The organism is Tenacibaculum sp. SZ-18 (assembly GCF_002813915.1).
In the GTDB taxonomy this organism is placed as follows: Bacteria; Bacteroidota; Bacteroidia; order Flavobacteriales; family Flavobacteriaceae; genus Polaribacter.
Genome location: NZ_CP019335.1, coordinates 1,144,388 through 1,157,776 on the forward strand (window position 1 = coordinate 1,144,388; position 13,389 = coordinate 1,157,776).

At 31.4% G+C, this 13,389-nt stretch carries 11 protein-coding genes and 1 pseudogene (1 of these 12 running past the window's edge); 2 read left to right on the plus strand and 10 right to left on the minus strand.

What is annotated here, in order from left to right:
* On the minus strand, nt 1-905 hold the 5' portion of the coding sequence (locus BTO06_RS05240; RefSeq protein ID WP_100924289.1) for a glycosyltransferase family 2 protein. 55 nt of this gene lie to the left of the window's left edge; the window shows 905 of its 960 coding nt (coding positions 1-905); its start codon is at nt 903-905; its stop codon lies off the left edge, out of view.
* Nucleotides 906-968: 63 nt separating this feature from the next.
* On the opposite strand from BTO06_RS05240, the gene BTO06_RS05245 reads away from it, so the two are divergent.
* Nucleotides 969-3,020 (plus strand): tetratricopeptide repeat protein, encoded by a 2,052-nt coding sequence (locus BTO06_RS05245; RefSeq protein ID WP_100924290.1) that lies wholly within the window; start codon nt 969-971, stop codon nt 3,018-3,020.
* Nucleotides 3,017-3,610: a class I SAM-dependent methyltransferase gene (locus BTO06_RS05250; protein ID WP_100924291.1), complete on the plus strand. Its 594-nt coding sequence runs from the start codon at nt 3,017-3,019 to the stop codon at nt 3,608-3,610. The genes BTO06_RS05245 and BTO06_RS05250 overlap by 4 nt, the downstream gene beginning before the upstream one ends.
* Here BTO06_RS05250 and BTO06_RS05255 read toward each other — a convergent pair.
* From BTO06_RS05255 to BTO06_RS18930, 9 genes and pseudogenes are all read right to left on the minus strand, one after another.
* Nucleotides 3,607-4,401: a glycosyltransferase gene (locus tag BTO06_RS05255; RefSeq protein ID WP_100924292.1), complete on the minus strand. Its 795-nt coding sequence runs from the start codon at nt 4,399-4,401 to the stop codon at nt 3,607-3,609. The two genes, BTO06_RS05250 and BTO06_RS05255, sit on opposite strands and share 4 nt — an antisense overlap.
* A 28-nt stretch (nt 4,402-4,429) precedes the next feature.
* The gene (locus BTO06_RS05260) at nt 4,430-5,563 is read right to left on the minus strand and encodes a gliding motility-associated C-terminal domain-containing protein (RefSeq protein WP_198517131.1); all 1,134 of its coding nucleotides are present in this window, start codon (nt 5,561-5,563) and stop codon (nt 4,430-4,432) included.
* 266 nt (nt 5,564-5,829) lie between these two features.
* On the minus strand, nt 5,830-6,564 hold the full coding sequence (locus BTO06_RS05265; protein ID WP_100924294.1) for a hypothetical protein: 735 nt from the start codon (nt 6,562-6,564) through the stop codon (nt 5,830-5,832).
* Nucleotides 6,565-6,578: 14 nt separating this feature from the next.
* Nucleotides 6,579-8,492: a hypothetical protein gene (locus BTO06_RS05270; RefSeq protein ID WP_100924295.1), complete on the minus strand. Its 1,914-nt coding sequence runs from the start codon at nt 8,490-8,492 to the stop codon at nt 6,579-6,581.
* Nucleotides 8,493-8,502: 10 nt separating this feature from the next.
* Entirely contained in the window at nt 8,503-8,910 is a 408-nt protein-coding gene (locus BTO06_RS05275; protein WP_157811746.1) for a hypothetical protein, read from the minus strand.
* A 74-nt stretch (nt 8,911-8,984) separates the two neighbouring features.
* Nucleotides 8,985-10,526 carry a PA14 domain-containing protein gene (locus BTO06_RS05280; RefSeq protein ID WP_100924297.1) on the minus strand — a complete coding sequence of 514 codons (1,542 nt, stop codon included), beginning with the start codon at nt 10,524-10,526 and terminating at the stop codon, nt 8,985-8,987.
* A gap of 24 nt (nt 10,527-10,550) precedes the next feature.
* Complete coding sequence (locus BTO06_RS05285) at nt 10,551-12,110, minus strand: hypothetical protein (RefSeq protein WP_100924298.1); 1,560 nt, start codon at nt 12,108-12,110, stop codon at nt 10,551-10,553.
* 60 nt (nt 12,111-12,170) lie between these two features.
* Nucleotides 12,171-12,878, minus strand: a complete 708-nt coding sequence (locus tag BTO06_RS05290) for a hypothetical protein (protein WP_157811747.1) — start codon at nt 12,876-12,878, stop codon at nt 12,171-12,173.
* A 10-nt stretch (nt 12,879-12,888) separates the two neighbouring features.
* A pseudogene (locus BTO06_RS18930) lies at nt 12,889-13,389 on the minus strand (collagen-like protein); the annotation flags it as partial.

Genomic DNA, 13,389 nt, shown 5'->3' on the forward strand with positions numbered 1-13,389 from the left:
TGAAACCCTAGAATTAGGGATAATGTTATTATCATGATTGTTCCAGTAGGAGTAAAGGTATTGGTCAGATAACTTTCTATCCATGTTTTAATACCAAATACAATTCCGAAAATAAATAGAGGCAGTCCTGTTAGTAGGTAAAGCGATCCTATATTAAAGTCATAAAGAAAATAACGTTTTATTATTCTTTTCCCAAAAGTAACAGTAAGATTTTTTGAGAATGAAAAGAACATTTTAAATATATTCATGTTCGATTTCTCATCACCATAAATTGCTGGCATAGGAATATCAATTATTTTAGCTTCTTGAAAATATAATTCAGCCAGTAAAGAAGTTTCAAAGTAGTATCGATTGTGAAGTTTTGAAAAGTCGATTTCTCTTAAAATCTCTATTTTTATAGCTAGGAAACCATTGGTTGGATCGAAATTATGCCAATATCCTGTTGCTACTTTCATTAAAAAGGATAGACCTAAATTTCCAAATTTTCTTGCAGTTGGCATATTTCTTAAAGCTTTTAAATCTTTAAATCTATTTCCTTTACTGATTAATGATTTATTTTCAATTAAAGGTTTTAATAAATTAGGTAGATAATTAAGATCCATTTGATCATCGGCATCTACTTTAATCACAATATCTAAGTAATTATCAATAGCATATTTAAAACCTTTTTTAGTAGCTCCACCAACTCCTAAGTTTCTATCATTTTTTAAAATAATGAAGTCAATTTGATCAGCTAAAGCCTCTCTTACTTTATTCTCCGGTAATATCTCATTTCCACAATCATCAATAATGATCACAGAAGCAATCCAATTTGGAATTTTAGATACTACTCTTGTGATTTGTTTGGAAGCATTATAATAGGGAATTACAATTGCTATTTTATGATCATAAAAAGTGGAATTCATCTGCTATATTATATAGTAAATTTTAGTAATTTGGATTTAGAAAAACTAATATAAATTATTTTTATGAATGTGAAGAAAAGAAACTTTTTAATATTGTCAGTAATTCTTTTTGTTGGATTGTTACTAACTTATTCGAATCACTTTAAAAATGGTTTTCATTTTGATGATAGTCACGCAATTGTAAATAATGTAAATATTAGAAATATCCAGAATATACCTAAATTTTTCGTTGATACGAAAATGGTAAGTTCATCTAAAGACCATTGGGGATTAAGACCTATAGTTACTTCGTCATTAGCCATAGATTATTGGATTGCTGGAGGATTAAATCCTTTTTATTTTCACTTATCAACTTTCATTATTTTTATTCTCCTATTGTTTTTACTTTTTAGAGTGTTCGAAAAGGTTATTTCAGTTTCTATGCATCATAAATGGAAGTCATACATTTCTTTATTTGCAGTTGGTTGGTATGCGTTACATACCGTAAATGCAGAAACACTTAATTATATAATTTCTAGATCAGATGTTTTATCTACTTTTTTTATAGTTTTTTCATTTTATTTATATGTTTTACAGCCAAAGACTAGAAAAAACTACCTATACATTCTTCCAGCAATGATTGGTGTGTTAGCCAAAGAAACTATTATAGTTTTACCAATGTTGTTATTTATGTATATTTTCTTTTTCGAAAAAGAAAAAACTGTAGTGGATTTCTTTAGGCTTAAAAATTTCAAAACATCATTACAAATCATTTTAAGATTACTTCCATTAATTATTGGAATCATAGTTGTGCAATCTTATACGTTAATAAAAGCAGGGTCCATTGCAGGTTTATCAAACAATATATGGCATTACATTCAAACACAACCCTTTGTATGGTTTCATTATTTTGTAAGTTTCTTTTTACCATTCAATTTAAGCGGTGATACAGATTGGACTATTATAACAAATTTCTTTGATGATCGTGTGATTGCAGGATTATTATTTTTGAGTTCACTAATTTATATTGCAGTAACTTGCTCAAAAGAGAAAATTACCAAACCAATTTCTTTCGGACTAATCTGGTTTATGTTTGCCTTATTACCAACATCTTTAGCTCCTTTATCCGAAGTGATGAACGATCATCGAATGTTTTTTCCATTTATAGGACTAACCTTCAGTATTACTTATGCTATAGGATTATTTATTTTCAAGTATGATAAAGAGTTGGAAAATAACCTAATTAAAATGAGAGGTCTTCAAATTGGAATTTTTGTAATTCTTTCTGCTTATTCTTTTGGAACATACCAAAGAAATAAAGTTTGGCTAAACGATGAGACTTTTTGGTATGATGTAACACAGAAAAGTCCAAAGAATGGACGCGGATTAATGAATTATGGATTAACACAAATGTCAAAAGGAAACTATCAAGAAGCTTCTAAATACTTCCATAGAGCTCTACAGATTTATCCGAATTATCATACGCTTCATATAAATTTAGGTATTCTTAATGCTGTAACCAATAAACCTTTAAAGTCTGAAGAATATTTTAAATCAGCAATCGCTTTAAAACCTAATGACGATTTACCTTATTATTATTTTGCTAGAGAATTAAGCAAAAAGGGAAATTCAAAAAAGGCAAGAACTTTAAGTGAAAAGGCACTACAATTGAATCCTTATAATATTGCAAATAGACAGTTGTTAATTACAATTTATTATGGGTTGAAGGAATGGAATTTGCTAAACAATTTAGTGGATGAAACTTTATTGATTGCTCCAAAAGATGAAACAGCTATTATGTATAAAGATTTAGCATTAGGAAAAAAAGATAAGTTAACAATTAAGGAAGAGCAAGCAGCACTTAACCCGACAGCAGCAAAATATTTAGATTTAAGCTTACTTTATTATAATAGAAAAATGTATGTGAAGTGTATTGAAGCTTGTAAAAAAGCATTAACAATTAATCCGAATTATAAAGAGGCATATAATAATATTTGCTCAGCGTACTCTGCAATGAAACAGTATGAAGAAGCGATTGCGGCATGTGAAAAATCACTGACGATTGATCCGAAATATACAAGAGCTAAGAATAACTTACTATTTGCTCAGAAACAGTTAAAATCTATCGAAAAATGAGAAAAAGTACCAATGAAAGAGAATATACAGAGAGATTACTAACGAAACAGTTTGTTTGGTGGAAAAGATTACTTGATGTTCAAAGGCCATATCGAAATAATATCAATAAACTCGATTTAGGATTTACATTGGACATTGGATGCGGTATTGGAAGAAACTTATTGCATATAAAAGGAAATGGAGTAGGAATTGATCACAATAAAGTTTCTGTTAAAATTTGTAAGGAAAAAGGTTTAGTAGCTTATACAAAAGAGGAGTTTTTTAAGTCCGAATATTGTAAAAACAACTACTTTGATTCTATATTATTGGCACATGTGGCTGAACATATGACTGAATCGGAAGCTATTTCATTATTAAAAGAGTACTTGCCTTTTGTAAAAGTTAATGGTAAATTAGTTGTAATAACTCCTCAAGAAGCTGGCTATGCTTCGGATGAAACTCATATTCAATTTACAGATTTTAAGGTAGTAAAGAGAATTTTTTCAGCGCTAGGAGTTATTCAAGAAAAGTTTTATTCATTCCCATTTCCAAGATTTGTAGGGAAGGTTTTCAAACACAATGAGTTTATCTCCGTTGCCAGAAAAAATTAAACTATATTGTCTTTATGACCTAAAGAATAAAATTTCATTAATACTTTAGCAAAACGAGTTCCCCAAATATTTTTAAACGTTTCATATTCTTCTTTTTCACGGATTCCTGAATTTAAAGATACTGATGTTTCAGAATTTTCGTGGATTCTATGTTGAATCAATTTTTTATTTATAAACGTGAAATTACCCTGCTCCTCAGCTAATTTTAGCCAGGCTAACCAATCTAGTACACATTTATGTTCAGTAGAAAATAGCTCATTAGAATTATTGATGAGGCTTAAATTTAAAGTTACAGAAGGACAACAAATGGCATCGCCAAAAACCAAACTACTTTTTTTAAAGAATTTTGAACTATGAGATTTTTTAAGTAAGAATGGTAAGAGTAATGTTTTTTTGACAAAATAATTTAAAGAAATTGATCTGATTGAATTTCCAATTACATCTCTGTAATCAGTAAATAATATAGAAGATTTTGGATATTTTTTAAAAAAGTAAAGTATACTTTCGGTGTAATTATCTTCGTATATATCGTCACTATGAGCAATGGTAGCGAGCTTTGTTTTTGATTGAGATAAAGCAAAATTCCAATCATTCCCGATTCCCTTATCATTAGTAGTATTTATAATAAAAGGTAAGTTATATTTTTTAGCAATTTCTGCAGATTCTGAAGTAGGAGTAGATGTAGTAATAATTATGTAGCTTTCTACAGACTGCTTTTTTAAATTTAAAATGCAAGATTCTAAATAAGGAGATTCTTTAAAAGCAGGAATTACAAAAGTATGGTTTAACAAGAGAAAATTATTTTATTCTCAAAAATACTTAATAACTTATGTAAACCCAACCTTTTTTTGTTCTATCTAAATCTTGATTTCCGAATTTCAAAGTATAAAAATAAGTTCCCGTAGGTAACTTATCTCCTTTTTTAATTGTTGCTCTACCATTAGAAAATGCAGACCAGTTATTTTCGTAATTCTTTTTTCTGAATACAACATTTCCCCAACGATTAAAAACTACTAATTCATTCTGCTCATATAACTCTAAACCATCAAAAACTAAATTATCATTTGTTCCGTCCTCATTTGGTGAAATTAAGTAGTTATCGCTTCCTCCTAATTCAATATCGGAGAAAATTGACCCTATCGTAATAACTTCATAATTATCTGGAATAAAATTTAAAGATGTGATTCTTCCCTCAGTTAGATCGCCTTGAATATCAACGCCTCCAAGATTAATCCATTTATTTTCTGCTTTACTCCATCCAACAACTCTAAGAAATCGCAATAAAGGTGAAATATTTTCGATATTACTAAAGGTATCCCAAGTCAAAGTCACAGTAGTTTCTGTGGTTCCATCTAAATCCCAGTATTCATTGTTACTGATATTTTTAAGTATTTCTTCCTTGTCGTCGGTATTAAAATTACTTGAGAATGTAGAAGGTAAATTGGGGTTTTCGAAGAAATATGCTCCACTAAATAAAGTTTCAGTCGTTAAAGCTGGAGTAATCATAGGCCTTAACCTATCATCATTACCAATTGGAAAAATAAATTCATCTGTACCTAATACTGAAGCATAACCATTGATATGTCTATCATCATCTTCACCTGCATAAAGGTTGTGGTTAATAAAGTCTAAAGAAATAGTAGTATTTGATCTTGGCGTATTTACTCTTCCATTAATGAATTCTAATTCATTAGTTACTCCTAGGGAAGTTTCAATATTTACATCGTTGATAGCATCTATTTCAACATTGTAAAAAGCGATACGATTGGTTCCTGAGACAATCCTAAGATCACTTTCACTATAAAAACCTGCTAACCCTTCGTTGTTTTCAAAGTCTCCATCGTTTATTAGATCAGTATGAAAACCAATAGAAGCATTTGAGTGCATTTGAATAGAACCGAAATTTTTGAAAGCTGATTGAGCATTGGCACTGCTTACAAAAATAATCATCATACACGTAAATGACATCGCCAATACTTTAGGGATATGGATCATTTTATTCTTATTATGTTGAAACTTACAACTTCACTGTTGCCTTAGCAAAGCTAACATTTATATCCGAATTAATAATTATTATTTCGATGAAAAACAATATTTATCAGATTAGTAGTATTTTATTTAAATATCTACGCGTGAGTTATTAAGTTTCTTGCAATTGATAGGTTATAGAAAGTTTCAATTGCACAATAAGATGAGTTTTATTTATAGAAGTAAGAATTTTATCTATAGGCGGTGTAGAAAACTACGAGACTTTCATTAAGTATATCATCATCTCTACTAGCGTTACCTGTTGAACCAATAGTATAGGTAATGTCGAAAGTAAATCCACCGGTAGAAGTACCAGTATTGAAATCAAATGTATCTAGAGCTCCAGATAATACTCCTAAATTATCTCCGTTTTGGTTCCCATATCTTACTCCGATACATTGAGTGTTTGAAGAATATCTTGAAATGTCATTAATAGAGTTTCCGTGACCTCCAACATAAATAACATTTTGAGTAATTGGGAGAGTTCCATTATTTCTGGCAAATCCTTGCATGCTACCAAAAGAGTTTGCAATACCTAAATCATTATTACTTGTTTGATTATCATTATTTAAACCAAAGCTCTCTATGTTTGCAAACGCGGTAAAAGTAACTTGACTAGGCCTAAAAGGTATTCCTGTAACCTGTGTTGAAAATGTTGTTGTAGTTGTACCTCCTGGTGCGTTTATTATAAATGAACCCACATAAACCCCAGAAGCTGAACTTAGAGCAATCCAGTCAGTACCGTTGTAATAATAAAAAATTTTTTCATCTGTGCTATATGCAATTGTACCTTCAACAGGATTTGCAACAGTGTTTATTTGAGCTGTAGTACCACTGGGAAATCCTGAAACAGGAGTTCCTGGGAATACCTGAGAATTAACGGATATTGAAATAAAAAGTAAGAATAATGGGATAATGTACTTCATAATGCTAGTTTAATTTATATTCCTTTTTTAATCGCAGTAGTTTTAGTTAAAATTTGTTTTAATAAATTTAATATTTCTATTTGTCGTTCTTGAGTAGCTTCTATTGTTGAATTTTGGGTAATGTTGGTAATATTCAATGTCGGGTTGGTACCATTCAATTCTTTTAAAATACCAACGTTCTTTTGTAATATTTTTTTCGCTAGAAAAATTATTTCTTCTTGATTAAGAGAGGTTGATGGATTTTCTATCGGTGCTTGCTGAGCAACGAATTGATAAATACCTTTTGGGCCAGAAAAATCCTGAATTCCAGCCCACGTTGTATATCCGTCTCGTTTAACTTCTAATTTCACTTGGTTGCTTGCAAAGGTTGTTACACTATTACTTGTTCCTGTAAAATTTGATTCACTTAAAAACGTAGTATTTGTATTTAAATCTGTAATTAGAAGATTTGCACTTATAATATTAGAAATAGATATAAAGTTTAAGAATTGTGTTGCATCTTCTAAGCCAACATCCAAATTATTAATATTTGCTATTGATGATGTAAGATCAGATTCAACTTTAACAAATTTATCACAAGGAGAAAGAACAGCACTCCCAGAAAGAACTAATTGATAATCATTTAAATCAATAATATTTTCAGATGGTGTGACAAAAAATCTATCGATACTCGGTTCTGCTAAATTATTAATTTTATTGAGTTTTAAAAAATCATAAACTTCACAAAGTGTACGATTGGCAGAAATAGTAACTGTTCGTGAATTATGATTCACCGATATTCCAGAATATGCAGCAACTGTCCCTGTATTTGTTTCTGAAATGAAATCATCATTTGAAATTACAACATTGTCTTGAATTGCTTCATTAAAATTTTTGGTAACGGCGAAATATTTCTTTTGATAGTCGGCAACTACAAGGGTAGAAGTACCTCTATCGAAATTTAAACTTATTGAATTATCTATTTTTAAAATTTCCTGTGTTGGTATAGTCCCATTCGTATCTGTTATTAAATTATAATCAAAACTATTGGAATCATTATTATAAAGTAAAATGTTAATTCCATTTATTAAATTTAGACTTTCATCTGAAACAATTACATCGTGGGTATAATATTCTTTAACTCTTGATGCTGATCCTGAATAACCTGTCCAACCAATAGGTTTTATTGGGTTAACAAGAAAGAAATCTACACTTCTTTGGCTGAATCTCCAGTTTGTTCTTTCCCAGTCCATATTATAAGCTTTAAAATCTCCGTTAGAGCCAGATCCTCCTACAATTTGTGAAACTCCTCTTAATTTTAGATTTCTAATAATTTCGGTTTCTCCGGCAACTCTGGCACCAGGCTCAAAATTTAAGGCGTTATCTGCATTAATTGTAATGTTTTCAAGAGTAGTATTGGTTTGAAAGTGTAAAAAATCTGAAGCACCATAGCCTGAAAAAGTAACATCTTCAAAGTTAAAAGTATAGTTACCATTATTAAAAAAGTCACTTCTACCACTAGTAACTCCTAATAAATAAAAAACTCTCGTAAAATTGGCAGTATAAGCAAAATTATAAGAGTGCCCTTTTGCAGAACCTGAATAATGAATTGTTACATCGATAAAAGTAACGGTTACTCCAGATTGAGGAGCATAACGAAAAATTCCAGGAAAATGATACACAGCATTGTTATCAGTTAAAGTTCCTGCTCCTTGTATTTTTAATTCTGCGGAAAAAGTAATATCTCTATTTACAACAACACCTGCCGCTGGATTGGCTTGAATGAATGTTCTGAGTTGATCTCCAGTTGTTGGACCAGTTATAAATATAGTAGCTCGGTTTCCACCTGGACTACCTGTAGAAGGAGCCGAGGCGTTAAAACTTATTTGAGCAAACGACGATATGGAAAAGAATGTAATATATATTAATATGACTCTAATTTTTTTCATAGATAATTAATTAAGAGAAAGTTAGAGCTGTTATTGTTGTTAAGTCAGTCGGTTGGGTTCCTGTTCCCGAGGAATACGTTTCGTCATTTAAGCTAATTCTTGATAATCTAGTAACCATCCAACTAGTTGTATTAATTCTAACAGATATGTAGTAATAATTTGAATCCTCAAAAAACAATTCGTTATCTACAATTACTTTACTATTTTCACTGAATAGTTTTACCCATTTAGATCCATCGTAGTAATAAAATATTTTTTCATCAGTACTATATACAATTAAACTTTCTATTGTCGATATCGCTTGAATTTGAGCCGTAGTTGCTCTAGGAAAACCTGCTACAGGTTCACCTGGTAGAACTTGGCCTTCCATTTTGAAAGAAGCAAGTATTATAATTAAAAGGAACAATAATTTCTTCATTATTTTATCTTCTATCTTCTATCTTCTATCTTCTATCTTCTATCTTCTATCTTCTATCTTCTATCTTCTATCTTTTATTCAATAATAAATTGGTTTGCATTAATGGTACTTCCTATTGTATATCCATCTGGATTTGTTCCCCAAGTAAACTGCATTAAATCTCCACCTGCATTTTCATAATACCAAAATTCAATTTTGTGTTTGCCTGCAGCTAAATTAATAGTTCCAGTGCGAGTGGTTGGAGCTTGATCAAACCAGTTTTCAAGAGCTAGAACACCATCAATGTAAATTCTAGAGCCATCATCCGATCGTGCATTGAAAGTAAAACTTCCAGCATTTTTAACTTCTAATGTTCCAGTATACATTAAAATATAACCATCAGAATCTGGTGTGATTGAGCTTCTTGCGGTATCATTTAATTCCGTTGAAATTGTTCCTTGAGTCGTTGATATTCCTAATGAACGTGGATTATCAATATTGGGTTGTGATGTGTTGGGAATATTCCATGTGTAATATTGTAATCCATTATTCAAACTAGATATACTATTCGATGTACTATTGATCTGCTGCCAGTTTGTTCCATCACTTTGTATCCATAAATTTATTGAATTAATAGAAGTGGATAATGTGTTTGATTGATTTAAATAATTCGAAATGGTTATTGTATTACCAGAAATATTCTTGATTACATAAATTCTACCTGAGCAGGTATTAGCGGGGGGTAGAGTAATTGTTAAATTTGCGGTAACTACAACCGTATGATGATCTTCATTTAGCGTGATATTATTATTAACTGAAAGTATTGATTTAGAAACTGAACCTACAACTTGGAAAGTAGAATTAGCAATATTAAATCCAGTCTGGGAATCATCATAGTCACTATCAACTGGAATTTCCGCAGTATTTAAATTAATACCAAATCTTGTTTTAGCCGAAGCTGTGTTATTGCTGCCTTGAACTCGGAATAATTCTTTATGAAATTGACCATTACGAAAATCATATCTTTTAAAAATAATTGGTTCAGCGCCATCGTCTCCAATAATAAACTCTAATCTTCCATCATTTGAAGGTCCACCAGACCCAATTTCAAACAAATCTGTAGCACCAGCACTTCCTTTTAACCTGAAACTACCATTAGTAGTTGTAAAAAACATAGGTTTATAGAATAATGCTCCAGAAGCTGCAAATTGAAGAGCAGCCGTATTTCCATTACCATTTAAATGTATCAAAGGCTGGTCATTGTCTGTATAATCAGGGAAACCTTGAGTTAGTCCAAGTGTTTGTCTTCTTCCGAACTCAAGAATAGGAAGGTTATTTGATCGGATTTGCATTCTAACATCATCGATGGTTCCTAAAAAATTAGAAGTCGAAGTACTGGAGTTTCCGTTTAATAACCAATTTGAACCACCAGTGGAAACCCAGTTTGTTCCATCGTAATAATATAAAATTTTTTGATCAGTACTATAAGCCATAGTTCCTTCAACCGGATTTAATGTAGCATTTATTTGAGCAGTGGTCCCACTAGGAAATCCTGAAACAGGGGTACTTGGAAAAACTTGGCTTACCAACCTTGAGACTGTAAATAAAAGTAAGATTATAAATATTCTTGAAATCATTGAGAACTAAAAAGGTTGTTTTTATTAATTTATTTTTTTTATGGTCATTCCAGTGGCATTGGAATCAATTACAACTTCCCCAGAATTATTAATAGTTTTTTCGCGAATTTTTATCCCATAACTTTGAAATGCGGTTAAATTAAGAAACACCGTTCTTGTAGCGCTAACATATCTTTGATTGGTATTACCAATCAATGTTACTATGCTTCCCGTATTAGCAATTGGATTACTATTTTGACAGACAACGACTTCTAAAGAACTACTACCACCATTATTGAAATCATTGCCATTTTCCTTACGTATTGAAACGGTATAAGTTATTTCATATAAGCCAGATTCTGTAATTTGAACTTGATCACTAGTGGTATTAGCAACAGAACCACCGAAAACTCTTACCGAGTTTAAGGGGATTAAAGTACCATTTGTATTAAAGTCTGAAATTGTTATAGTACTATCAGTATTATTGTATTTATCGACCAATGTTATTGTTCCAGTTCCAACACCACCTCCAGAAGTGCTATTATTATTCATTTGTTGCCAGTTCGATCCGTCGCTTTGAATATTTAAAGTGCTATTTGCTGCTATGTTGGAAGTATTTGAGTTTGATAGATTTAGATAACTAGAAATTGAAATAATATTGGATGTATTATTTTTTAGTATATACTGTCTGCCATTACAAGTATTTGCATTAGGTAATGTGATAATATAATTTCCGTTAATAACAACAGCATAATGATCTTCTGTTAACGTAGTATTACTGTTGATTATATCTAATGATTTTGATACAGATCCATCCACTTGTAAAGTTGAGTTTGCAATATTAAATCCAGATTGAGAGTCATCATAATCGCTATCAATTGGGATTTCTCCCGTGTTTATATTAATTCCAAATCTAGTTTTTGCATCGGCTGTATTATTACTTCCTTGTACTCTAAATAATTCTTTATGGAATTGACCATTGCGAAAATCGTATCTTTTAAATATGATGGGTTCTGCTCCATCGTCTCCAATAATAAATTCAAGCCTTCCATCATTTGAAGGTCCTCCCGATCCGATTTCAAATAAATCAGTTCCTCCAGAACTTCCCTTTAGTCTAAAGCTTCCATTTAATGTTGTGTAAAACATGGGTTTATAAAATTGAGCCCCAGAAGCAGCGAATTGTAAAGCTGCTGTAATTCCATCACCATTAATATGAACTAGTGGTTGATTATTGTCTGTATAATCAGGATAAGTTTGCGTTAATCCTAAAGTTTGTCTTCTTCCAAATTCAAGAAGGGGTAAATTATTAGATCTAATTTGCATTCGGACGTCATCAATCGTCCCTAAAAAATTAGAGTTGGTGGTTGAAGCATTACCTCCCAATAACCAATTTGTGCCACTTGTAGAAATCCAATTTGTACCGTTGTAGAAATATAGTACTTTTTCATCTGTACTATATGCAATTATTCCTTCAATAGGATTCAGGGTAGATTGAATCTGTGATGTAGTTCCACTTGGAAAACCTGAAACAGGAGTTGCTGGATATACTTGTGAGTATATATTTAATGAAAGAAAACTAACTAAAAGTACTAACGTATTTTTCATAAAAATTAGTTTAATATTGATTGCTCTAAAAGCTCTTTTATATTAAATAAAAGGTTCTTATCAGTCTCCTAAATAAATGAAAGTATTTACAACTAAATATGGTTGATATGTTTCAAATGGTTGATTTGATCCACCGCTACTAACAGTAACTGTATGACTATGATCACCTGAAGTACTAGTATTGGTTGTTCCTGAATCACCGAAATAAGTTCTATTATCGTCGAATCTATTCACAATTCTTTCAGTTCTCGTTTGTCTTGAGATGGTATGGCTATGGTTACCATTGGTTGTTGTAGAACCTGTAAAATCTAAATTCGGTAAATTGGCTCTTGACAGTGTGATTTGTTCTTGCCCTCCTAATTCTCCAACATTTTCACCAGAATTAGGATGTTTTAATACACGGTTTGTTGCATTGGGTAAAGTAGAAGTAAATCCTAAACTAATTGCTGTAGTTCTAGCATTGGAAGATAGGGTAGAAATATTCCTGCCATTAAGTAAATACCAACCATTATGATCGTTAGTCTGGATTCCATATTTTATGTCTCCAAAGTTTTGTGAAGATGTAAAAAACGGAATCCAGGTATTTCCATTATAGTAATAGAATATTTTTTCATTTGTACTATAGGCAATTGTAGCTTCAACAGGATTCGTAGTATTGGTTATTTCGGTAGTTGTACCACTAGGAAAACCAGATACTGGTGTCCCAGGGAAAACCTGAGAAAATCCAGAAAAACAGTAGGCAAATATTATTACGAATACTATTCTCATAAGTTCTGATTTATAAATCTTCAACCGTAAAATACCAGTTAGCGTCGATGAAATATAAGAAAGTATTACTTGCATATAACTGAACTGTAAATGTAGTACTGGTTTGTGCAGTTACCTGACCACTAACTTGGAAAGTTGCATTACTAAATGCAGTAATATGGATTATATAATCCGAATTTCCTCTATCTGGTATTGTAACAGTATAGTTACCTGCACTGTTTCTTGTAACAGAAGTAACACCTTGTGATCTTATCAATGCTCCTGTCGAACCATTAATTTTAGCGAAAGCTTTTATAAAAGTATCACCCGTAGGCCCTGTTGGTCCAGTCGCACCGTTAGTACCATCATTCCCTTGTGGTCCTGTTGGTCCAGTTGCACCATCGGTTCCATTATTACCTGGAATCCCTTGAATACCTTGTGGTCCTGTTGGTCCAGTTACACCATCAGTACCATTATTTCCTGGTATACCTTGTGGTCCTGTTGGTCCAGTCGCACCGTCGGTACCATTATT